Raw genomic sequence first — 23,620 nt, forward strand, 5'->3', positions numbered from 1 at the left:
GGGCAGTGTGTTTGCGTGGGTCAGTTTTGCGCGAGCATCACCCCGGTTGGCGGGTCAGTTTTCGGCGAGCGTCAACAGCTATAGATAATGCTGTTGCGTCGGTCGGAAAATTGAATCTATTGCAGCTTGGAGCGCAATATTGCACCAATTCTTTCTAGTGCAGCCTTCGGATAAGGGTTATTTTCTTCAACCCAGATCCAGTATTTTAGCCGGCCAATTATTCTATCTGCAAACAGTAAGTCATCAACTTTATCTCGATGATGAATCTCTGGCCTGCCTTCGGTGGAGAAGGCGCCTTGCCCCCCATCTACAATTGAATGCAAGTTCTTAATGAAAATATGGACTTGCATTCTAATTCTGCGCCTCACCTCCTTCGGCAGGCGTACTTCTCCGTCAATCAGCAAAAGTCCCGTGACATGCCGTGGGACAACCTTCTTGTCGTAGAATTTGGTCTTCTGGAAATTCAGCCTAAATCCAAATGATTCGGCCAAGACGTCAATTGAGGCAGGGACGCCGGATACGTCGGTGCCAGAAAATACCAAATCATCTGCGTATCGGGTGTAGATTAGATTATTTTCTTGGCAGAGCGCGGATGCTGCCACATCAAACTCACTCAGGACAATATTGCTTAGCAGAGGGCTGGTCGCAGCGCCTTGAGGCAAACTGCCATTCACGGTCAACAGCGCCGCGAGAGTCCTTGATACTGCGCCCGTATATCCTAGATCACTAAATACACGATAGATTTGCTGTGTCGATATTGATGGAAAAAAATCCTTAAAATCAAGCTTTACCAGTTGCTCGGCTTGAAGATGAGCACTAACGTGCGTCAATATAGACTTGCCCTTGGCATAGGCTGTAACACATTCTTCAACAGTAGGGTGTGCCGGTGTGAGCACATGTTTGAGGATCCACCTCTGCGCTGCATCCAGAGCTGGTGCAGGAGCCAAGATCTGCCTGACACCACCACTCTTCTTCGGGATGGAAAATTTCCGATAGAAAAGATGTGTCGCAAAGGACATTGCATGCAGCGTGTTGCCGTCCGTGCCCAGCATGGACGCCAAGTGCGAAAAACTCAATAGGGCAGGAAGGCCTTTGCTGGAAAGGCTCTCGATATAAGTATTATATCGACCAATTACCCTCGGCGCTTTATATCGCTTCGCGACGGCAGTAAGGAGTGCCGCGTTGCTTGAGCGATTAAATTCAAGCGTTGAAATAAGTGCTTCGCCCGCCACGATTAACAGAGATCGATAAACAACATAATACTTACCAGCAGCTAAGACCTTAGCTGCTCGCCACGTAGTGGCGACTAGTAGGACTCATGTACTCGTGAGGCCTACTAGTGGACCATATTCCACCATCTTCGAAAGAGGGCGAATACACCCACACTAGCGGGCGAAGCGGTCGAATCGTATTGACCATGCGTTTACAAGTCAAGTTTTTTTGGTAGCCGAAAACTGTCAGGGAGCGGCGCGTCACTAGGTAGAACGCCATCACTAGACAAGTCCGGCTGCGACATTATGTTTCTGTACCGCACTACAACTCGTGGCCAAAAGATGTTCCTTCTCTCTCGAATCGCCCACATACGCCCAGCTTTCGTTAGAGAAATTCCGTCTTCGCTTTCGGATGCATACCCCTCCTTTTGCAAAGCAGAAAATGAATGGGCAATCGCAGTTAGTGGCATCCTTAAGCGGTTCATCAGAAAACCGAGAGATGCCGGCTTTGTGGCGCCAAATAGAAAATGAATCAAGCGCCGATGCGCAACAATTCGCACTGACTCCTCATATTCCTCAAGCCAGTCATCGTCGGGCAAAAAGGGGGGTTCGTGGCCTTTTGTCTGCATATTCATCAGCCCAAAGAAGAGGGAAGTTATTATTGGGTATATTGAATCCTTCTAGGTAAAATGCTGCCTCGCTCTGCATGTAGCCGAAATTATATTTCCCGGGGTGATCGAAAATTTTCCCCTCGAGGGCGGACATGCCCGCAGCGAGCAAAGTCTTCCTAGGGTCGACGGCTTTGTCGGAAATGCATCTATCAAAATATCGATGGACGAGTAAATCGCCGTCCACCTGCGATGAAACTGCTGCGGCACCTTTGGACATTGCGGCGAAGCAGCAAATATGGATGCGATAGCTCTGTGTGTTAGGGTTCGCTTTCAACGCATCGATCTTCTTGGTGATCTTTTCACCAGTGCCGATGAAGTCATCAATAACCACAAGGTTCTTTCGCCCATTGCGCTGGCGAAAGGCAGAGTCAAAGGGAGTCCAGAACACGCCGTGCTCGCCCCATTTTCTAGGCAGCGCAACTTCAATAGCTCGGAGGTAAGCTCCAGAGCCGCAAGTCTTAGACCGCTCTGCCAAACCGACAACAAGCGTGTCGATGGGATTCAAGCACCAGCCAGACAAGATTTGTGTAGCGGCCTCCTGTGAGGCCGCTACCAGGTCTTCCGATGTGCAGTAGGTGAGAGCCTTAAGCACATGTTGAACTGCCTCTAGTTCGTCAGCAGATTCCGCATCTTTAAGAAGTGTGACCAAACCATGCTCGAAACGCTGCTTTGCCAGCCACGGCGCTTCTAGCACTGTGCTGAACATCGCTCGCAGTTTCGACTCTTGATCCATTCGGCCCCCTTGGCTTGTTGCTGGAATTTAGCCCGTTAAATGATCTCGTCGACCGTACTATGTCGGACGGCACGAGTATCTAGGAAAATAGCGGCGTTCACCCCGCAAGCAACGCGCTAGAGTCCAAGCCCTGCATCAGGTGATGTCTCGCCGGCGGCTGGCAATCGCGCTTGAAGACAACTTGTTGGGGCGCACGTCCGCTGTCGGTCGGGAGTTCGGCAGCCTTGACTTCGAGGGGTTGATAGCAGAAGACCATGGGCTTGGGCGGGGGGTGTTCGATCCTGCAGTTCGTCACGCCTTTGGAGACTCCTGAGCGTTTTGCGAACATTGAGGTTCCAGATGATCTGCCGCTGCAGCCGAAGGTGCCGATCTGACATGCCTTAGTCCTAGTTCATGCCGTTCGCGGACTGTGGATTTGTAAACATGCTTGGAGGCAGAAAATGGGGCGACTCCAAGAGCTATAGCTAAAAAAAGAGGCGACTTGTTAACAAACGCAAAAACATGAGCTCTAGAGGTGAAGTCGCAAATCTCTGACTAGACATCGTCAACAAGAAAAAAGCCCCAAGTGACAATCACTTAGGGCTACTTGTTGACAGATCCGAACCAGGTAGATCCTAGAACGGGATGTCGTCATCCATGTCGTCGAAGCCGGTCGACGCCTTGGGCGCCGGGGCCGGGGCGCGCTGGGGCGCCGGGCGTTGCGCCGCGGCCGGGCGGGCCGCCGGGCGGCTGCCGCCGCCGAAGTCGTCGCCACCGGCGTCGCCGCCACGGCCGTAGCCACCGCCGCCACCGCCGGCACCTGCACCGCGGCTGTAGCCGCCGCCACCCTCATCGCCGCCACCGCCGTCACGGCCGCCGAGCAGTTGCATTTCCTGGGCAATGATTTCGGTCGTGTACGTGTCACGGCCTTCCTTGTCCTGCCACTTGCGCGTCTTCAGGCGGCCCTCGACGTACAGCGGGCGGCCCTTCTTGACGTACTCGCCGACGATCTCGGCCAGGCGGTCGTTGAAGACGACGCGGTGCCATTCGGTCTCTTCCTGGCGCTCGCCGGTCTCGCGGTTCTTCCAGTTGCGGGTCGTGGCGATGCTCACGGTGCACCAGGCACCACCGCTGGGGTTGTAGCGGACCTCGGGGTCTTTGCCGACGTTGCCGATGATGATGACTTTGTTGACGCTGGCCATGACGCTCGCCTGAATTTCGATGGGGAAGGGGGCGAATTATGCCGGGCAGGGTTTGCCGCCCCTGTCAGCAACACCCCGCAGATTGCATCTTGCACCCTGGCCCCCGCACTTCGTCTCCCCACCCGCCGGGCGGCCGCCGGCCCTCCCTAAGATGACTGACATGACCCTGCCGGCCCCCCGTCACCGCAACCGCCGCCTCTGGATGGCGTACGGCGGCGCCTGCCTGCTGGCCTGGTGCCTGTTCGTGCTGGCCGGCAGCGAGTTCGACCGCGGGCTGGACCCGTTCTGGCTGGCCGTCTACCAGGCCACCACCATGCTGTGGGCGCCCATGCTGCTGGGCATCGCCGCGTGGCCGGTGGCGCGCCGCCTGCACGCCAGCGATGCCGCCGGGTCGGCCAACGCGATGGCCCACATCCTGGCTGCGGTGATCTTCTCGGCGCTGTGGCAGGCCGGGGAGTTCGGCGTCAACGCGGTGCTGTTCGGTGCCGACCATGCCGGCGCGGTGCTGGTGGCCGGGCTGCTGTGGCGCTCGGTGTGGGGGCTGGTGCTGTACGCGGCCATCGCGACGGCCTTCACGGCGGTGCTGCAGGCGCGCGCGGCGCGGGCGGCGGCCGTGGCCACGGCGCAGGCCGAGAGCGCGCTGGCCAAGGCCGAGCTGTCGGCCATCAGCGGCAAGCTGAACCCGCATTTCCTGTTCAACACGCTGAACTCGCTGATCGCGCTGACGCGCAAGGACCCGGCCGGCGCCGAGGCCGCGCTGCTGAAGTTCGCGTCCATGCTGCGCTACGTGCTGGACACCAAGCGCGGCGCCGAGGACCGCGTCATGCTGTCCGACGAGATCGACTTCCTGCGCGACTACCTCGCGCTGGAGGCGCTGCGCCTGGGCCAGCGCCTGCGCGTGGACTGGCAGCTGGAGGAGCGCGTGCTGGCCGACGAACTGCCGCCGCTCACACTCCAGCCGCTGGTCGAGAACTCCATCCTCCACGCCGTGGCGCCGCGCAAGGCCGGCGGCACCGTCACCATCACCGCGCGCCGCAATGCGCTCAACCAGGGCCTGGAACTGGCCGTGGCCGACGACGGCCCCGGCTGCGAGCCCGAGGCGCTGGAACCCAAGCCCGGCCAGCGCCGCGGCGTGGGCCTGGCGGCGCTGAAGAAGCGTTTCGCGCTGGACTATGGTGGCCAGGCCCGGCTGCGCATCCACACCGCTCCCGGCGCTGGCTTCCGCGTCGACCTCTTCATTCCCCAGAGCTGACCATGAGCACGACCACCGTCCTGATCGCCGAAGACGAACCGCTGGCCGCCGAGGCGCTGGCCGACTGGGTCAAGGCCACCCCGGGCCTGCAGCTGGTGGCGGTCTGCGAGGACGGCGAGGACGCGCTGGAGAAGATCCGCGCGCTCAAGCCCGCCCTCGTGCTGACCGACATCCAGATGCCCGGCCTGACCGGCCTGCAGGTGGTGCAGGCGCTGCAAGGCGATGCCCACCAGCCGCGCATCATCTTCACGACCGCCTACGACCAGCACGCGCTGACGGCCTTCGAGCTGCACGCGGTGGACTACCTGCTCAAGCCCTTCTCGCGCGAACGCTTCGACGAGGCCGTGGCGCACGCGCTGCGCGACGCCGCGCCCAGCACGGCCGAAGTCGCCCAGGCGCTGGGCACGCCGCACGACGCGCCGCTGACGCGCCTGCTGGTGCGCGACCAGGGCAAGATCTTCCCGCTGCAGGTGGCCGACATCGAGTGCCTGCGCTCCGACAACAAGTACACCGCCATCACAGCCAAGGGCCGCAGCTTCCTCGTGCGCCTGCCCATCGCCGACTTCGAGACGCGGCTGGACCCGGCGCGCTTCCTGCGCGTGCAGCGCGGCTGCATCGTCAACCTGGACTTCGTCGACAGCCTGACCCCCGACGAGAACTCGCAGCTCGTCGTGCAGCTGCGCGACGGCACGCGCATCACGGCCAACCGCGAGGTGTCCAAGATGCTGCGGGAGCAGTCGCTGTGAGGAACGCGCCGCTCGCCCAGTCTTGCCGCGCTGAACGCCGGCCAGCCCGATCGGCCCTCCGAGGGGCCGAGGCTGCCCGCGGCCTTGAGCCGCAGTCGGCCGCAGGGCGGGCCGGCTTGGGGGCGGCCCGGCGCGTGGCCCGCAGTGCGCTGCTGCTTGCGCTTGGAGTCGCCGCGGGCGCCGCGCTCGCGCAGACCCCGCCGGCGGCGCCCGCCGCGCCCGCGCAGCCCGCCCCGGCGGCCGCGCCGCAGCCTCCCGTGCCGCCGCTGCCGCCCGGGCCCGGCAAGGTCTACGCGCCGGGCGAGTTCGACCGCCTGGAGCTGGCCGGTGCCGCCCGCGTCGTGCTGGTGCAGGGCGAGCGCGACCAGGCCTTCGTTGCCGGCGACGCCGAGGCGCAGAAGGGCGTGGAAGTCGAGCTGCTGGACCGCATGCTGGTCATCCGCCCCGGCGGCGGCTGGAAGTTCTGGCACAGCGGCAAGCTGTTCGTGCAGGTGGAGGTTCGCCAGCTGCGCCAGTTGTCGGTCTCCGGCGCCAGCGACGTGCACGCGCCCGGCCCGCTGCGCACCGACCAGCTCAAGCTGACGATCAGCGGCGCCGGCGCCGTGCGGCTGGATCAGGTGCAGGCCCGCCAGCTCACCTTCGGCATCAGCGGCGCCGGCGACGGCCAACTGGGCGGCCGCGTGGACGAGCTGGCGCTGCAGATCTCCGGCAAGGGCAAGGTTGTCGCCGACCGGCTGCAGGCGCAGAAGGCCCGCGTCAACGTCAGCGGCCTGGGCAACGTCGTGCTGTGGGTGACGGACGACCTCGCTGCCCACATCTCCGGCGTCGGCACGGTCGACTACTTCGGCAACCCCAGCGTGCAGCGGTCGGTGTCGGGGATGGGGACGATCTCGGGCAAGGGCGAGAAGCGCTGAGCATCCGGGATATCCCGTCCCTGATTCCAGGAACAGGAAACCCCCTCGAACACCAGGCAGGGCCACTCCCCAGAATTCCGGCTTTGTGAAGCAGCGTAAAGAAGCTGCCCAAAGAGGGAGGTCGGGTGAAGTTTGCGTCGACATGCGCGCGGCGCGTGATGGTCGGCATGGCCGGTGTTTTGCTCCTGGCGGCAAGTCAGGCCCAGGATCGCAAGGAAGCGCTTGACGCCCTGGAGCGGGAGCGCGTTCAGCAGCTTCGTGACGCGCAGATCCGGTCCACACCGCAGTGGGCGGGGTCGCGAGGCGTTGCCTGGTTGGAGCCGGTCGCGGGCGAAGCGCCTTGCTTCATGGTTCAGCGCGTGCAATGGGAAGGGGCGCCGCGCGAACTGGCGGAGGCGCCGGACAACCTCGGTGCATTCGCCCAGGCCTGTCTGGGTACGCAGAGCCTCGAGCGCTTGCGCCAGAACCTCCGAGCGCGCCTGGTGGCGCTGGGCTATGTCACCAGCGACATCAGCCTGCCGCCGCAAAACCTCGCCGACGGCGTGTTGCGGCTGCAGGTACATCTTGGGCGCATCAGCCGCATCGAGCGTCGTGGCGCGGCGCAGGCGGTTGCCCGCAACGCGTTGGCCGTGCGGCCCGGCGAGGTCCTGAACCTGCGCGACATTGAGCAGTCGCTCGAGAACACGGCGCGCCTGCCCAGCCATGCCGCCCAGGTGCAGATTGAGGCGGCCGACACCGAAGGGGGCAGCGTGCTGGTGCTTGCCGCCGCCGAACGCCGCCGGTGGCGCGCGGTGCTTGGCGCCGACAACGCCGGCACGAGCGACTACGGCCGCTTGCAGCTCTCTGCCCAGGCGGTGCTGGATGCACCGCTGGGGCTGTCCGACCAGCTGTCGGCCTATGTCGCCGGAACGCCGGGTGGCGGCGCGTCCCATCAACGCACCGGCATGCTCAGCTACAGCATCCCGTGGGGCTATCACCTGTTCAGCCTGAACGGCACGCGCAGTTCGCATGCGCGACCCATCACGGGCCTGTCCACCACGTTCAGCCAGAACGGGCATGACAGCAGCTGGCAGGCGCGCTGGCAATGGACGGCCTGGCGCAGCTCTGTATCGCGCTGGGCCGTGTGGGCCGGGGCCAGCGCGCGCCGCACGCGCAGCTACATCGACGACGTCGAGCTGCTGCTGCAGCGGCGCAACGTGCGGTCCAACGACTGGGGATTCAACGGCTGGTGGCGGCGCGACCTGGGCGAGTTCCAGCTCGACTACGAGCAGGGCATCGGGCTGCGTCAGTCACTGGGGACCGACTTCGTGATCGACCCGCCTCCGCTGGCGCACACCCGGCGGGCACAGCTGGCGTGGCAGCGCGACATCGGCCCATGGCGACACGAAATGCGGCTCGCTTGGGCCGGCGTGCGCGATCCCGCCAGCGGCGCCGATTTCCAGACGCTCGGGTCGCGCTGGAGCGTGCGGGGCTTCGACGCACGCGGGCTGCTCAGCGGCACCGAACAGATCACGCTGAAGCAGGACCTACGGGCACCGGGCCTTGAATGGCGCGAGGGCTGGATGTTCCAGCCCTACGCCGCGCTGGACGTGGGACGCGTCGCGGGTGGCGCACCGGGTGGCCGCACTCTGGCCGGCATGGCCGCGGGCGTGCGGGTGCAGGCAGGCGGCTGGTTTGGCGACGTGGCCATCGCTGCGCCGCTGCACAAGCCCCAGGGTTTCGATGCGGCCGGTGCCGCGGTCTATGCCAGTTTGAATTTCAGTTACTGACACCGGGAGAGCCATGTTCAAGACGACAAAGGGCGCGACCAGAACGCGCATTGCACAGGCCGTGCTGCTGCTGGCGGGCCTGAGTGCCTGGCCGGTGGCGCAGGCCCAGACGGCCGCCGATCCGAACGCACCCGCCGGCCGCAAGCCCGTGGTGGACACGGCTGGCAACGGTGCCAGCGTCGTGCACATCGCGCCGGCCAACGGCTCGGGCGTGTCGCACAACCTGTTCAACCAGCTCAACGTGGGCGCGCCAGGCCTGGTGCTCAACAACGCGACTGGTGCGACCGGTACCCAGCTGGCCGGCACGATAGGCGGCAACGTGCTGTTCGGCGGCAACCCCGCCGCCCAGGCACGGCTGATCGTCAGCGAGGTGACCAGTGCCGCCGCCAGCACGCTGTCCGGTGGCATCGAGGTGGCCGGTCAGCGGGCAGACGTTGTCATCGCCAACCCCAACGGCATCACGTGCAATGGCTGCGGCTTCATCAACACGAACCGGGCCAGCCTGGTCAGCGGGCGGCCGTTGGTGGGGGCCACGCTGGATGGCTTCTCCGTCACCGGCGGGACGGTGGCCATTGGGGCGGGCGGCCTGAACGGCAGCGGCCTCACGTCGCTGGACCTGATCGGGGGCGCCGTCCGCGTGGATGGCAATGTCGACCTGCCCGCGGGCAACAGTGCCATCTACGCCGTGGCGGGGCCCAACCAGGTCAACTACGCCACGCTCGCCAGCACGCCCCAGGCGCGAGCGGGCGCCGCGCCGGCCGTGTCCATCGACATCGGTGCCGCCGTGGGCATGCGCGCGAACCAGATCTACCTGCTCGCCAACGAGAACGGGCCCGGCGTCAACGTCCGCGGGCGTGTGGAAGCCGGTAGCGGCGGCCTGACGCTGGATGCAGCCGGCAACCTGAGTTTCAGCGGCACGCTGAAGACGTCCGGCGGCGGCGCCGTGGTGGCCAGCAGCGCGGGCGTGTCGGCCACGGGCAGCGTGGATGCCTCCGGCTTCACGCTGGTCCAGTCGGCGGGAGGTTTGTCCTGGAGCGGCGGCGCAGTTAAGGGTAGCGACGTGATGCTGGCCTCCGCTGGCGCACTCATCGCGACCGACATGGCCGCTCAGGCCGGCGGTGACGTTCGCCTGAACAGCGGCGGCGACCTCACGCTGTGGGCGGGCAGCGTGAAGGCCGGCGGCGCGGTGGCCGCGACTGCTGTGGGCGACCTGACCTTCTCGCCGACCTCCAGCGCCAACCGTGTCTACGAAGGCAGCACCACACGAGACATCACGCGCTATACCCGCAGCACGGTGGACGCAGGCGGTTCGGTGGCGCTGCAGTCCACCGCCGGCATCGTCACGTTGGACGGCGCCCAGGTGCAGGCCGGCGGCAGCATCGCCGTGCAGGGCCACGGCGTGGCGCTGCTGGCCCGGAAGGACCTGACCAAGGAAACCACAGTCAACGGCAACACCACGTTGATGCCCACCACGGAGAACCTGGTGCAGGCCCGCCTGGTGGCCGACGGCGACATCGCGCTGCTGGCCAGCGGCGCTGGCACCGACCAGGGCAAGCTGTTCGTCACCGGCGCCAAGATCGAGTCCAGCAACGGCCACGTGTCGCTGCTGGCCGCCAAGGACCTGGACGTCGCGCATGACATCACGACCGACACCACCTACGAGCGCTTCTACGAGGTCAAGCGTGGCTGGTTCAGCAAGAAGGTGACGGACATCACCAAGACGACGCTTGCCGAGACCGCCAACCCCAGCGACATCAGCGGCCGTTCGGTGAGCCTGGGTGCCGGCGGCAACCTCAACGTCGTGGGCAGCCTCATCATGGCCGACGGCGCTGTGGGCTTGCATGCCGACCAGGACCTGAACCTGCTCGCCACCCAGGAGGCCAGCTACGCCTACGAGTCCCGCGCAGTCAAGAAGAGCGGCATCTTCGGCAATGGCGGCCTCTCCATCACCATCGGCTCCAAGAGCCGCACCGACATCACGCAGAGCCAGGAAACCCGCCAGGCCAGCACCAGCGTCGGCAGCCTCGCCGGCGACGTGCTGGCCACGGCCGGCGGCAGCTACCTGCAGCTGTCCAGCGACATCACGGCGCCGCTGGGCGACGTGCACGTGGCGGCGCAGAACGTTACGCTGCAGAGCAACAACAACACCCGCAGCGTGCTCAACATCATCCGCGAGCGGCAGAGCGGCCTGACGCTGGCTGCGTCCAGTTCACTGGTCAGCGCGGTGCAGACGGTGGACGAGATGGCCCGCGTGGCCAAGCGCACGCAGAGCGGCCGCTACCAGGCCATGGCGCTGCTCACCAGCGGGCTGACCGTCTACAACAACTACACCAGCTTCGCCAACCTGCTGCAGGCCAATACGCTGTCCGGCGCGGCAACGGCCGGCGGCTGGAGCTTCAGCGCCAGCATCGGCGCCAGCGCCAGCGACTTCGAAAGCCTCAGCAAGACCAGCACGCCCGTCGAGTCCAGCATCAACGCCGGCCGCAACGTCAGCCTGACGGCCACTGGCTCGGGCGAACTGGGCGATATCAACCTCGTCGGCAGCCGCGTCATTGCCAGCGAGAACCTCACGCTGCGTGCTGCGCGTGATGTCACGCTCGCGGCTGCCGTGGGCCGCGATACCGAGCAGACCAAGCGCACCAGCAGCTCGGCGTCCATTGGCATCAGCGTCGGGGCGAGTGGCAGCGGTGTCGGCGCCAACCTGAACCTGGCTGCCAGCCGCTCCAACGCCTGGAGCAACGGCTGGGGCACCACCTTCTTCAACAGCGAGCTGACGGCCGGCAAGCGGCTGGACGTCAGCAGCGGCCGCGACTGGACCCTGAATGGCGCCAAGGCCTCGGGTGAAACCGTCGTGGCCCGCGTGGGTACGTCGGGCAGCGGCAACCTGACGCTGGCCAGCCCGCAGGACGAATCGTTCTACCAGGCCAAGGAGCAGAGCTGGGGTGTCAACGTCAGCATCCCGTTGCCCAGCGGTGGCAATGCGCCACCCAGTCTTGGGCTGAATGTCAGCCAGCTCAAGCTGCTGGCCGAGTACGAATCCATCAAGCAGCAAAGCGCCATCGTGGCTGGCACGGGTGGCTTTGACGTGCGCGTCAACGGGCACACCCACCTCAAGGGCAGCGCGGTGGCCAGCAAGGCGGCCAGCAACTACTTCGAGACGCAGACGTTCACCCATGAGGACGTGGTGAACCGCGACGTGGCCAGCGGCCGCAGCTGGAGCGTGGGGCTATCGATCAGTGGTGACGCCAGCAAGGTGCCGGGCGTCAACCGCCAGGCCGGCATGGGCGGTTCGGCCATCGGTTTTGCCCGGCTGGACACCTACGAAACCTTCACCACCCGTAGCAGCATTGCCGGTGGCGTGAACCTCACACGGCCAGATCTGCAGGCCGTCAGGGCCACCGCCGAGCGCGCTCCGCTGGAGGCCCAGCGCAACAGCAAGCAGGCGCAGCTGGATGACCTGCTCGCCCACGAGCCCCCGCCTTGCAACGGCTGCGCCTACAGCGACCCGCAGGCCGTGCCCGCTCCGCGCGACGAGCTGCAGCTGCAGACCTCCACCGAAGCCTCATCGCCGAAGCTTCGCATCAGCAGCGCCAGCACCGCCATCGCCAAGCCGGTATTGGGCGGTGACGGAAGTGCCAGCCAGGCCGGGTGGGACCCCATCAACTACAACCCCGACTGGGTGGCGTGGCAGCAAGCCGTGCAGACCTTGCGCGACGAGATCTCGACGCTGGTGGGCCGCATCAGCGCCATCGACGCCAGGAACCTGGACCGCAGCACGTTGAGCACCAGCCCCAGCGGACTGCACCAGCCGCTGCTGCACACCTTCGACAAGAACAAGGCCACGCAGGAGCTCCGCGAAGGGGTGGCGGTGACGGCGGCGTTTGGGAAGGCGGCGTACAAGGCGGCAGGGGACTACGCGCAGAAGCAGTTCGACGACATCGTGTTGACGCAGTGCGGCGGGCAGCCTAAGGGCTGTGGGGCAGCGGACCCGTGGAGCGAGGGTGGCCGCTACCGCACCGCGCTGCACGCGGCCATCGGTGGCATCGCATTCGGCACGCCGGGCGCCACGGGAAACATTGCCGGCAGCTCGGCGCTGAACGCGATGGACAAGGTCGTCACGAGCCTGGGTATCACCGATCCGACGGCTATCAACACGCTGAAGAACTTGGCGGTGACGGTAGCAGGCGTTGGTGTCGGTGGCACGGCTGGAGCGGTGGCGGCGTTCAACGCGGACACGAACAATCGGCAGTTGCATCCGGATGAGTACGCGCGTGCGCGTTTGTTGGCGAAGAAGTGGGCCAGCCAGTTGAAGTTGTCGGAGTCCGAGTTGGAAGCGCGCATCCTGCGCGAAATTCAGCGCAATGTGGATTTCGAGATCGCCAAAGCTGATGGCTTTCGTATCGATGAATTTATCCGCTCCAAATTCGCGTGTATCGAGTTGAAGTGTGACTACTACAAAAGCAACTCGGATTACTACGATTCCACCGTCAATCAGCAGTTCATTCCGGCCAATCTAGCCGCCTACCGTGCTGCGGTTGCTCAGCGCGAGCGGGGTATATCGACGGCGGAACGGATCGAGCGAGCACAGCGCTCGTCGCTCCTTCTGAGCGTGGTGTCGGAGGTTTACAGCCTTGCCGAGTCGGCCTACATCTTGGCGGCGGGTAAGAATTTTTCCGGCGAAGATGACAGCCGCTTGTTAGCGAGCTTTGGCCTAGTCACGCTGAACGTAGGTCGCGTGGGCACCAAGCTCTATCAGTTGGAGCATGCAGAAAACTTTGGCAAGGTCCTTGTAGTCAACAGCTACAAGTTGGGTGGCAAGTGGGTTGATGGTGCTGGAAGCATCACTTGGCGAAACCCTTTAACCAATGCGATCGAGGCTGTGCCGGCTGGCAATGTGCTCACCGTGGATCATGTGCTGCCGAAGAACTTCATCGAAAATATGAAGGACTGGAACATCCTCTCGAAGACAGAACAAAGCGCGTTACTTAACAGCGTCGACAATCTGCAGCCTATGCTGAAGTCGCCCAACTGCTCCAAAGGCTGCAAAGTTGAGGTGCCTGGTGGCAGTGGCTGGGAGACTTGGCTTGGGCAACCGGTGAATGCCGACTACAGAAAGTGGCTTCAAGATTCGCAAGACGCGATTCGGAAAAAGATCGCTGAAGCGATTGAGGCAAAAAAGAGAGGATCTTAAAATGGGACAGGTTGCGTTGCCGAACGGTTACGGCCCAGGTCGCCGAGACGAGCTAGTGGATCGACATTACAGCATTGATGACGGCTTGGGCAGAGAGCTAGGGCCAGAGAGCCTGCACCTCATGGGACTAAGCCGCATTCAATTGAGTGATGTGGCGAATTGCATGTATGGAACCTCCGAGGAATATCAAGCTTTTAATTTGAGTGCTTATCAGGGAGTCCTCGAGAGCCTCCTGCCGGGTAATCGGCATCACCAATGGGCCATGCGGGTGCTGAACGCAGGGGTGGTTGGATGGTTTGACAGTTTTCGAGAACTGCAGCCGTTGTCTCACGCGATACTGACGGAGTCGGGTTCTCAATTGTTGAGTGGATTTCGACGCCTCTTTGTTAACGGTCCTCCCAACCCTGGCCATCATGTAATGGCTATGACGGTGCTGGTTGTGCGCGATCGCATCATCGAGTTAGTTCGCTACTACACCGACTGCCCCGAAGACGACGGCGTGGCAGGGTTTGAGAACGATGCATTGCCCGAAGTGCTGGTGCGCACTTGGTGGTATCGCACCGCCGGCTATCGGATCGTGCGCAGCGTGCCGTCATCCATCTACGAATGGGCTCAACCCTTGTTGCAGTATCCGGGTGCGGGCGGAACCGGCGTCAATCAGCTGGTTCAGGCGTTGGGGCCGAAGGCCAAGCGAACTTACATGCCGCTGCTGAAAGAGCAGTTTGGCGCGGAGGCGGTGACGAAGAACTTTCAATGCGGGAAAGTTGCCTTGCTTTGCATTTTGGATACGCGGCCGCCTGACACCATAGCATCAGCTTCGGGCGATCAGCTATTCATTCACATGGCGCGCAGTGACCAAACTGTTTACCACGTTCGCGCTTGTCGATTTGATCAAATGAAAAAAATAAATCCCGCGATGCTGGCTGAATGCTTTGATCGGTACTTCGCCCATGTTCTTGGTCGCAGTCCCGGTGAATTTGAGTTTTCGCCCTATCTTGTCCCCTTGTAGACGCCCGTGCAGCGGGGGCGCGTCTCGAATTCATAGCCGTCGTGATCCTAATAATGCAACGGCTGATGGATGACGCGGGGGGCTGGCCTTTATCGGCCTGTAGAACGAGTGCCCCTTCACGGCGAACCGAACGAATCGTAGGTGTAGTGAGGCGGGGCATTTGCGCTGCCTAATTATTAATCGTTATGCCTATGCTTCTTGAACTATCCATCCGCATTCGTTATCTGGGTTTCGCTGGTGTGGGTGCGTTCCTGTTGTCTGCCTGCGCTAGCGGATACCTGGCGCCAGGCAACGCGAAGTTGCCGCCCGACCGTTTGTCCGTCTCCTTTGCGCCAGATGCAGCGGTCTTGCAGTTGGCCGCACCGTTGGCCCGCGCCGATGTGATCAACATCAACGACCCGGCTCCTTGTGAACGCACCCTGCTAGGGGAACTGGTTGCCGACTACGCCAGGACGCCCGTGCAGGCGGTAGCGCCTGCGGGGTTGAGGGTCAAACCCGGAAGGCCCGTCAATCTGCACTTGATGAGTCAAGTCGGAGGGATGGCTTGTGGCGCAGCGCGAACTTTTGTCCTCGAAGCTCGACAAACGTATACGGTCTCGCCGGCAATCAGGCAGGGCGTCCCGATTGCACAAGCCTGTGACTTGCGGGTGGTCCGTGCCGATACCTTGGCGGAGTTGCCGCCTTCGACTGAACCTGTTCCTACAGACCCCAGTTGTCGGCAGTGAGCGCAAGCCGAGGGCTGGCGATGCCGGCTTCGTCAGCTCGTGCTGTATTGGCCCTGATGGGGCAGCTGCCCGCCAGCGACACAATGCCGCATGGACACCCCCAACGACTTCGAGAAGCGCCTCACGGACCTGGAGATCAAGGCCAGCTTCGCCGAGGACACCGTCGAGCAGCTCAATGCCGTCGTCGTGCGCCAGCAGGCGCAGATCGACCGGCTGATCCGCGAGCTGGTGGAGCTGCGCGACCGCGCGTCCGCCGCCGAACCCGGCGCGGCGCGCACGCCGCGCGACGAGCTGCCGCCGCACTACTGACGCCGGTTCAGGGCTCGCCGTCCCAGTAGTCCAGCCCCGCCTCGCGGCGCTGCAGCAGCCGCAGGCCGTCGCTGAACACGCCCACCTTGCCCGAGTCCGGGTACTCGCAGACCTCGGGCCGTGCCTGCGTGCTGATGGACAGGTAGTGCAGCGGCGCGTCGGACGTGTTGATGAGCTGGTGCGGGTACTCGGGCCCGGGCGGGATGGTGATGACGTCGCCGGCGCGCACGGGCACGCGCTCGCCCGCCACGCGCAGCGTGCCTTCGCCCTGCAGGATGATGAACATCTCCTCCTCGGCGTGGTGCAGGTGGTAGGGGCAGCTCATCTGGCCGGGCGCGACGGTGTCCACGCTCGCGCCCAGCTGGCGGGCGGCGGTGCCTTTCGTGAGGCTGGCGGCCTCGCTGTCGTACAGCGGCGCGCGCTGGAAGCGCTCGCGCGGCACGTCGTTGAAGTTGCGGATCAGCCGCTCGCGCAGTTCGGCAGGGGTGGGCATTCGAAGGCTCCTGGGACAATGGTTGAACCTGCATTCGGCAGTGGGCCGCTTGCTACTCATCGGAATGCTTGTCCAATCAACACTTTCGGCCATGGCCTCGTTCACCACTTCGGTGAACAACGCTGCACACCCGCTGGTCTGGCGCTTCGCGCCGCTGGCGGCGTTGCTCCTTCTTGTGGGCATGAGCCCACTTCGTCGTCGCGCCTTGCCAGCAGCGCGCCTCGCCAGCCCCTCGGGCGTGCCCCACTGCCGAATCCAGGTTGAATGAACCCGCCCGTGCATCTTCCAAGCCCCGCCGACGACCTGCAATCCGCTGCGCACCAGGTCCTGTCAGCAGTCTTCGGCTACACCGCCTTCCGCGGCCAGCAGGCCGAGATCGTCGAGCAGGTGGCCGCCGGCGGCGACGCGCTGGTGCTGATGCCCACAGGCGGCGGCAAGAGCCTGTGCTACCAGGTGCCCGCCATCGTTCGCCACACGCGTGGGCAGGGCGTGGCCATCGTCGTCAGCCCGCTGATCGCGCTGATGCACGACCAGGTCGGCGCGCTGGAGGAGGCCGGCGTGCACGCCGCCTTCCTGAACAGCAGCCTCACCGGCGAGGAGGCCAGCCGCATCGAGCGCGAGATGATGAGCGGGCGCCTGACGCTGCTGTACGCCGCGCCCGAGCGGCTGACGACGCCGCGCTTCCTGGCGCAGCTGGAGAGCCTGCGCGAGCGCGGTCTGCTGTCGATGTTCGCCATCGACGAGGCGCACTGCGTCAGCCAGTGGGGGCACGACTTCCGCTCGGAGTACCTGCAGCTGAGCCTGCTGCACGAGCGCTTCCCCGAGGTGCCGCGCGTCGCGCTGACGGCCACGGCCGACGACCTGACCCGCGCCGACATCATCGAGCGGCTGCAGCTGCAGGACGCGCGCGTCTTCATCAGCAGCTTCGACCGGCCCAACATCCGCTACCTCATCGTCGAGAAGAACGGCTCGCCGCGCGAGCAGCTGCTGCGCTTCATCCAGGACGACCACGACGGCGAGGCCGGCGTCATCTACTGCCAGAGCCGCAAGAAGGTGGAAGAAACCGCCGAGTGGCTGAAGAGCGAGGGCATCAACGCGCTGCCGTATCACGCGGGCCTGGACGCCGACGTGCGCCGCCGTCACCAGGACCGCTTCCTGCGCGAAGAAGGTCTCACCATCGTCGCCACCATCGCGTTCGGCATGGGCATCGACAAGCCCGACGTGCGCTTCGTCGCCCACCTGGACCTGCCCAAGAACATCGAGGCCTACTACCAGGAGACCGGCCGTGCCGGCCGCGACGGCGCGCCTGCCGAGGCGTGGATGACCTACGGCCTGGCCGACGTCGTCAACCAGCGCCGCATGATCGACGAGAGCCCGGCGGACGAGGTCTTCAAGCAGGGCCAGCGCGGCAAGCTGGACGCGCTGCTGGCGCTGTGCGAGGCGACGGACTGCCGGCGCGTGCGGCTGCTGAACTACTTCGGCGAGATGTCGACGGCCTGCGGCAACTGCGACAACTGCCTGAACCCGCCGGCCACGTGGGATGCCACCGAGGCGGCGCGCAAGCTGCTCTCGTGCATCTACCGCTTCCACCAGCGCGGCGAGCGCTTCGGCGCCGGCCACCTCATCGACGTGCTGCGCGGCAAGGCGACCGACAAGACCAAGCAGTACCGCCACGAGAGCCTGTCCACCTGGGGCTGCGGCGCCGACCTGTCCGAGCAGCAGTGGCGCGCCGTGCTGCGCCAGCTCATCGCGCTGGGGCATGTGGCAGCCGAGGGCGAGTTCCACACCCTGGCGCTGCAGGACAGCGCGCGCGGCGTGCTCAAGGGCGAGGTGGAGATCCGGCTGCGCGAGGCCGAGGAGAAGAAGCCGCGCGGCAAGGGGGCCAAGGCCGGCCGCACGGCCAAGCCGAAGGCCGACCCGGCGCTGGGGCTGGATGCCGACGCCACCGAGCGCTTCGAGGCGCTGAAGGCCTGGCGCTCCGAGGTGGCCAAGGAGCACGGACTGCCGGCCTATGTGATCTTCCAGAACACCACGCTGGCCGAGATGGCGCGGCAGATGCCGGCCGACCTGGCCGAGCTGGGCGAGATCAGCGGCGTGGGCGCCAAGAAGCTGGAGGCCTACGGCAGCGAGATCCTGCGCGTGCTGGGGCGTTAGCCGCCGCGCCGCCGGCCTGTCCGGCCGCCGCGCAGTTCGTCCGATCCGGGCTGCAGCCCGTCGGCCGCCGGGCGACCCGCCAGCGAGGGCTCCGAAGAATGCCGTGCGTCGCAACGGCATCACGGAGCTTCGCCATGGACACCTTCACCTCCGCCGGCCGGCCCAGCCGCCCGGTCGCGGCCGCCGCCGGCCTCTGGTACCTCGTCGCCGCCACGGGGCTGGCCATTTTTGCGCTGTACATCGGCGTCAGCTACGGGCGCGCTGCGCTGGGCGGGCCGCCGGGCGAGTCGCGTTGGGTGGCGGGCGACGGGCTGGGCAACGCGATGCTGAGCCTGCACCTGGTCTTCGCGCTGCTGATGACCGGCATCGGCGTACTGCAGCTCATCCCTCCGCTGCGCCGGCGCATGCCGGCCGTGCACCGCACGCTGGGCCGCGTGTTCCTCGCGGGCGCCCTGCTGGGCACGGTCAGCGGCTTCTACCTGATCTGGGTGCGCGGCACCGTGGGCGGCGTGGCCATGCAGCTGGCCACCAGTTTGAACGGCGTGTTCATCGTCACCTTCGCGGCGCTGGCGTGGCGGCATGCGCGGGCGCGGCAGTTCGAGGCGCACCGGCGCTGGGCGCTGCGGCTGTTCATCGCGGCCAACGGCGTGTGGTTCTTCCGCGTCGGCTTCATGCTGTGGATGCTGATCTGGCAGGCGCCCGTGGGCTTCGACCCCAAGACCTTCACCGGGCCCTTCGTCACGGCGATGAACTTCGCGCAGTTCCTGCTGCCGCTGGCGGTGCTGGAGCTCTACCTGCGCGCGCGCGGCCGGGGGCTGGTGCTGGCCTTCACGCTGGTGCTGCTGAGCGCGGCCACGGCCGTCGGCATCTTCGGCGCGACGCTGAGCATGTGGTTGCCGCGGCTGGTCTAGCCGCGGCGCTCAGTTCAGCGCGCTGCCGGCGCTGGCCAGCTGGGCGCCGTCGGCCGTCGGGTCGCGGCGGCCGGTGACCACCACGCGCGGCAGCTGCTTCACCTCGGCCACCTGGGTGTCGGCGCGCTTGCCTTCGACAACCACGCGCTCCAGCTGCACCACCGGCATGTCGTCGGCCGGCACCGTCAGCGTCATCCACGCGGCGCCGGTCAGCGCCACGAGGGCGACGAGGGCGGCGGCGCTGGCCGCCTGCAGGCGGGTGGCGACGCGGTGGCTGGTGGTGCTGATGCGGTTCATGTGGCTCTCCCGGTTTGGTGAGCGTGACTGTGCCCGCCAAGGGTTTGCCCGTCCTGGGGTTTGCGATAGGTCGTCGGAATCGGCGGATGAAATGCGGCTGGCGGCGATGAGGACCATCGTCACGCTTGGGGGCGACGGGCGTTCGGCCTGTCACGGCTAACGCGGATACTGCGCGCGCTCATCCAAGGGAGACAGAACATGGCACGCGGCAACGACGTCCAACTGGGCGGCATCACCGACCTCAACCTGCTGGCCGACATCAAGCGCGGCTTCGTCGACGCACTGGAAGTGGCCACCTACGTGGACCGGCTGCGCAAGGTGCTGAAGACGCTCAACGGCCTGCGCCTGGGCTCGCGCGAGAGCAGCGCGCCGGCGTCGCCCTACACCGACATCGTCGCGCGCTGGCGCATCGTCCACTCGTTCCGCTGGAGCATCGTGGAGGGCAAGGACGGCGCGCCCGACCGGCTGCTGCTGTGCGTCAACTTCGACGGCGGCTGGGAGCCCTACATGCGGGTCATCTGGGACCAGCTCGGCTCCACGCTGGACCTGATGCTGTGCCACACCGAGGGCTACACGCTGTCGCGCGACTGCAGCTTCGAGACCTACGCGCGCTGGGTGCGCGAGCACGAGGTGTCGGCGGATTTCCTGTTCATCGAATCGGGCCGCACCGTCAGCGATGGCGAGTACCTGGCCAGGCTGGAAGCCGCCCAGCGCGGCCGCGCCAGCGAGCTGGAGTTCAACCGCCTGCGCGCGCCGGCCTCCGGCGAGACGCAGCCGCTGCCCGCCGCCGACAAGGACCGCTTCGCGATGGCCGCGCGCGGCTTGGTGCCGCTGGCGGGGCTGTTCACGCTGCAGCGCTTCTTCGGCGCCGCCGCGCCCGACCGCGCCTGCCTGCTGCGCGCCACGCACGACATCCTGTTCGAGCTGCGCGAGCTGGACACTGCCAAGCAGTTCCCCAACGACGGCGGCAAGACGCCCGGCGGCGCGCTGCGCCAGCGGCACTACGAGATGCTGCAGTGGTTCGAGCAGCCGCTGCCCGAGCCGCAGCCCCAGGCGCGCGCGCTGTCGCTGAAGCCCGGAGACCTGCAGGCCTGCATCCTGACCAAGCCGCCCGGCAACCGCGGCGGCTTGGTGCTGCTGCGCGTGGCCAACGCGGCCCAGGCGGTGGCCTGGCTCAGCACGGCGCCGGTCAACCGTGACAACGACGGCACGAGCGCCGACGGCGTCTGGCGCCAGGTGGCGCTGACGCTGGCCGGACTGAAGGCGCTGGGCGTGCCCGCCGCGCGGCTGGAGCGCTTCCCGCAGGCCTTCAAGGAAGGCATGGCCGCCCGCGCCGGCCTGCTGGGCGACGTGCGTCACAACCACCCCACGCACTGGGCGCTGGCCCGCCACGTCAACGGCGTGGACCGCGTTGCGCCCGACAACACGCATGTGCTGGTGCAGCTGCGCTTCCCGGCCGCCGAGCCGGGCGACACTTTCACGGCGGCCGACGAGCAGCGCCTGCGCGCGCTGGCCGACGCGCTGACGGTGGGCACCGGCCTGGCGCTGGTGGCGCTGGAGCCCATGCGCAGCAACGCGGCCGACAAGGAGCACTTCGGCTTCAAGGATGGCATCAGCCAGCCCCAGCTCGCCGGGGCCGGCACGCCCGGCACCGCCTGGGACGACACCGTCAAGACCGGCGAGATCCTGCAGGGCTTCCCGACCGAGCGCGACAAGGGCTACGCGGTGCCCGAGCAGCCCGACGCGCTGCTGGACCGCGGCAGCTTCCTCGTCGTGCGCAAGCTGCGCCAGTACACCGGCCGCTTCGCCAAGCGCACCTACGAGCAGGCCAAGAAGATCGGGCTGGACCACGACCTCGTGCTCGCCAAGCTGATGGGCCGCTGGCAGGACGGCCGCGCGCTGGCCGCGCCGGCCGTGACCGGCAACGACTTCAACTACGCCAAGGACGCGCAGGGCGCCGCCTGCCCCTTCCACGCCCACATCCGTCGCGCCAACCCGCGCGACCTGGCCGGCACGGCGTTCTCGAAGAACCGCATGCCGCGCATCCTGCGCCGCGGCATGAGCTACGGCGCGCCGGTGCATGCCGACGCGCCCGACGACGAGGACCGCGGCCTGGTGTTCATGGCCTACAACGCCCACCTCGCCGAGCAGTTCGAGGTGGTGCAGCGCTGGATCGCCGGCGGCAACGCCAGCGGCGGCTACTCCGGCCAGCCGGACCCGCTGCTGGGCGTGGTGGACGGCAGCGCCGGCCCGCGGCTGTTCCCGTTCGAGCATGCCGGCAAGCCCTACGAGGTGGACCTGGGCCCCGACCCCTTCGTCACGCTGCAGTGGGGCGCCTACTTCTTCGTGCCGTCCATCGCCGCGCTGAAGGGCTTGCCGGGCCTCGTGGAGCTGGCCCTGCCGCTGCCGGCGCCCGTGCCGGTGCCCGAGCGCGTGCCCGACCTGCAGGACAAGGCCGCCATGCAGCTGTGGCTGGAAGACACCAACACCCGCGACCAGGCCTGGGCCTGGGTGCGTGCCCAGCCCGGCGGCGTGGTGGACACCGCCTACGGCGTGCTGGTGGGCGCGGCCGAGCGCGTCTGCGAGGTGCTGAGGAACGCCCCCGACCGCTACTCCAACAGCGGCTACGGCGAGCGCATGCACGACTCCATCGGCGTGGGCTTCCTGGGCCTGGACGACGACACCGGCCACCGCGAGCAGGCGCCGGCCGTCAATGCCGCCATCGAGGCCTACAGCGAGGCGCAGTGCTACGCCACGGCCTACAAGATCGCCAAGATGGGCCTGGAGAAGCTGAAGGGCGAGGCGCGTGCTTTGCTGGACGCCTTCCCCGCCAGCCAGAAACCCAAGGACCTGCCCGCCGACACGCCGCTGGACTTCGAGCGCCTGAGCGAAGGCGTGCTGGCCGCGCTGTGCACGGCCTGGTTCGGCCAGCCCGACGGCAAGCGCATCTGGGGCACGGAGTTCCATGCCGAGGCCTATGCCGGCGCGCCGGGTGTTGGTGCCGTGGCGCCGCGTTGCCCGCGTGACCTCTTCAAGGTGTCGCGCCATGTGTTCGGCCCCTACCCGACCGACGCCGTGAAGGCCGAGGGCCGTGCGGCGGGCCAGCGCTTCCTGGCGGCCACCCAGGCCTGGCTGGAGGAGCCGGGCACGCAGCTGCCACCGCTGGCTGCCAAGATCGTCGCCGCCGCCCAGGCCGTGCCCGGCGCCACGCCCGACCTGCCGGCGCGCACGCTGGCCGGCATCATGCTGGGCTTCCCGCCCACCACGCATGCCAACCTGTTGACCGTGCTGGCCGGCTGGGTGCAGACGAGGAAGCTGTGGGAACTGCAGCCGCTGTGGACCGAGGTGAAGCCCGACGCGGCCACCGGCATGCGGCCTTATGCCGAGGCCGTCGCGCGGCTGCGGCCCACGATGGTCGCGACGCTGAACCAGCGGCCCACACCGTTCCAGATCTGGCGCAAGGCGCGCGTGGCGCACAAGCTCGGGCAGGTGGACGTCGAGCCGGGCCGCGTGCTGGTGGTTGGCCTGGGCTCGGCCACGCAGCAGGACCCGCTGCGCCACCACATCGCCTTCGGCGGCGACCGCGCCGACCCCAACGGCGCGCCGCCGCACGCCTGCTCGGGCTACGGCATGGGCATGGGCGTGATGCTGGGCGTCATCGCGGCGGTGCTGGATGCCGGGGTCATGCGCTTCACGGGGGCGCCGACGGTGGTGGCGTTGGCGGTGTGATCGCCTTGCCGCTTGCCAAGCTCACCGAACGCCAGGAGCGTGTGACGCTGAGCGTGCTGCGCGTGGTGGGATATCTCAACCTGTTTGGGTTGGTCGCCCTGCTGCTCTCCATGAAAGGGCTGGCGCTGAATCAGCGGCTGCTGGCGGTGACTCCGCTCGTTGCGGTCTGTGGCTCCTTGTTTTACTACCTGGCTTGGAAGCATGCCGTTTCCCATGTGAGCAAGGGGGATGGGCGCAGCTACATGCGCCCGTATCTGATCGGCGCCTACTTGTTGGTGGCATCAGTCGCGTTGTTTGTACTTCTGTATCTCATCAAATGACTCCG

The 23,620-nt window shown here is 66.1% G+C and carries 17 protein-coding genes; 12 read left to right on the forward strand and 5 right to left on the reverse strand.

Features of this window, described 5'->3' with window-relative positions:
• Positions 1–116: 116 nt before the first annotated feature.
• The 3 genes from AC1Q7O_RS08175 to ssb form a co-directional block, all read right to left on the reverse strand.
• The gene (locus AC1Q7O_RS08175) at positions 117–1,232 is read right to left on the reverse strand and encodes a reverse transcriptase family protein (RefSeq protein ID WP_492662612.1); all 1,116 of its coding nucleotides are present in this window, start codon (positions 1,230–1,232) and stop codon (positions 117–119) included.
• Between the two features lie 564 nt (positions 1,233–1,796).
• A complete protein-coding gene (locus tag AC1Q7O_RS08180) occupies positions 1,797–2,615 on the reverse strand; it encodes a phosphoribosyltransferase-like protein (protein ID WP_492662613.1) in 819 nt (272 codons plus the stop codon).
• A 614-nt stretch (positions 2,616–3,229) separates the two neighbouring features.
• Positions 3,230–3,796 (reverse strand): single-stranded DNA-binding protein, encoded by a 567-nt coding sequence (ssb, locus tag AC1Q7O_RS08185; protein ID WP_492662614.1) that lies wholly within the window; start codon positions 3,794–3,796, stop codon positions 3,230–3,232.
• Between the two features lie 160 nt (positions 3,797–3,956).
• Here ssb and AC1Q7O_RS08190 point away from each other — a divergent pair, with 160 nt between their 5' ends.
• The 7 genes from AC1Q7O_RS08190 (at position 3,957) to AC1Q7O_RS08220 (ending at position 15,711) form a co-directional block, all read left to right on the forward strand.
• The gene (locus AC1Q7O_RS08190) at positions 3,957–5,048 is read left to right on the forward strand and encodes a sensor histidine kinase (RefSeq protein ID WP_492662615.1); all 1,092 of its coding nucleotides are present in this window, start codon (positions 3,957–3,959) and stop codon (positions 5,046–5,048) included.
• A 2-nt stretch (positions 5,049–5,050) separates the two neighbouring features.
• Positions 5,051–5,794: a LytR/AlgR family response regulator transcription factor gene (locus AC1Q7O_RS08195; protein WP_492662616.1), complete on the forward strand. Its 744-nt coding sequence runs from the start codon at positions 5,051–5,053 to the stop codon at positions 5,792–5,794.
• A gap of 134 nt (positions 5,795–5,928) precedes the next feature.
• A complete protein-coding gene (locus AC1Q7O_RS08200; RefSeq protein ID WP_492662684.1) occupies positions 5,929–6,708 on the forward strand; it encodes a head GIN domain-containing protein in 780 nt (259 codons plus the stop codon).
• Positions 6,709–6,833: 125 nt separating this feature from the next.
• Positions 6,834–8,477: a ShlB/FhaC/HecB family hemolysin secretion/activation protein gene (locus AC1Q7O_RS08205; RefSeq protein ID WP_492662394.1), complete on the forward strand. Its 1,644-nt coding sequence runs from the start codon at positions 6,834–6,836 to the stop codon at positions 8,475–8,477.
• A 13-nt stretch (positions 8,478–8,490) separates the two neighbouring features.
• Positions 8,491–13,668, forward strand: coding sequence for a hemagglutinin repeat-containing protein (locus AC1Q7O_RS08210; protein ID WP_492662393.1), 5,178 nt, complete (start codon positions 8,491–8,493; stop codon positions 13,666–13,668).
• A gap of 121 nt (positions 13,669–13,789) precedes the next feature.
• The gene (locus tag AC1Q7O_RS08215) at positions 13,790–14,677 is read left to right on the forward strand and encodes a hypothetical protein (RefSeq protein ID WP_492662392.1); all 888 of its coding nucleotides are present in this window, start codon (positions 13,790–13,792) and stop codon (positions 14,675–14,677) included.
• An 815-nt stretch (positions 14,678–15,492) separates the two neighbouring features.
• On the forward strand, positions 15,493–15,711 hold the full coding sequence (locus AC1Q7O_RS08220; protein ID WP_492662391.1) for a SlyX family protein: 219 nt from the start codon (positions 15,493–15,495) through the stop codon (positions 15,709–15,711).
• Positions 15,712–15,718: 7 nt separating this feature from the next.
• On the opposite strand, the gene AC1Q7O_RS08225 is transcribed toward AC1Q7O_RS08220, so the two are convergent.
• Complete coding sequence (locus AC1Q7O_RS08225) at positions 15,719–16,204, reverse strand: cupin domain-containing protein (RefSeq protein ID WP_394400989.1); 486 nt, start codon at positions 16,202–16,204, stop codon at positions 15,719–15,721.
• Positions 16,205–16,295: 91 nt separating this feature from the next.
• Here AC1Q7O_RS08225 and AC1Q7O_RS08230 point away from each other — a divergent pair, with 91 nt between their 5' ends.
• The 3 genes from AC1Q7O_RS08230 (at position 16,296) to AC1Q7O_RS08240 (ending at position 19,269) form a co-directional block, all read left to right on the forward strand.
• Positions 16,296–16,472 (forward strand): hypothetical protein, encoded by a 177-nt coding sequence (locus tag AC1Q7O_RS08230; protein WP_492662390.1) that lies wholly within the window; start codon positions 16,296–16,298, stop codon positions 16,470–16,472.
• The gene (gene recQ, locus AC1Q7O_RS08235; RefSeq protein WP_492662389.1) at positions 16,469–18,358 is read left to right on the forward strand and encodes a DNA helicase RecQ; all 1,890 of its coding nucleotides are present in this window, start codon (positions 16,469–16,471) and stop codon (positions 18,356–18,358) included. Before AC1Q7O_RS08230 ends, recQ begins: the two co-directional genes overlap by 4 nt.
• A gap of 134 nt (positions 18,359–18,492) precedes the next feature.
• A complete protein-coding gene (locus AC1Q7O_RS08240; RefSeq protein WP_492662388.1) occupies positions 18,493–19,269 on the forward strand; it encodes a DUF2306 domain-containing protein in 777 nt (258 codons plus the stop codon).
• Between the two features lie 9 nt (positions 19,270–19,278).
• On the opposite strand, the gene AC1Q7O_RS08245 is transcribed toward AC1Q7O_RS08240, so the two are convergent.
• Positions 19,279–19,566 carry a hypothetical protein gene (locus tag AC1Q7O_RS08245; RefSeq protein ID WP_492662387.1) on the reverse strand — a complete coding sequence of 96 codons (288 nt, stop codon included), beginning with the start codon at positions 19,564–19,566 and terminating at the stop codon, positions 19,279–19,281.
• A 198-nt stretch (positions 19,567–19,764) separates the two neighbouring features.
• Here AC1Q7O_RS08245 and AC1Q7O_RS08250 point away from each other — a divergent pair, with 198 nt between their 5' ends.
• Both AC1Q7O_RS08250 and AC1Q7O_RS08255 read left to right on the forward strand, forming a co-directional pair.
• Positions 19,765–23,295 (forward strand): Dyp-type peroxidase, encoded by a 3,531-nt coding sequence (locus AC1Q7O_RS08250; protein WP_492662386.1) that lies wholly within the window; start codon positions 19,765–19,767, stop codon positions 23,293–23,295.
• Positions 23,292–23,615: a hypothetical protein gene (locus AC1Q7O_RS08255; protein ID WP_492662385.1), complete on the forward strand. Its 324-nt coding sequence runs from the start codon at positions 23,292–23,294 to the stop codon at positions 23,613–23,615. Before AC1Q7O_RS08250 ends, AC1Q7O_RS08255 begins: the two co-directional genes overlap by 4 nt.
• The last annotated feature ends 5 nt before the right edge of the window (positions 23,616–23,620 follow it).

This window comes from Roseateles sp. GW823-FHT07B05 (assembly GCF_058794515.1).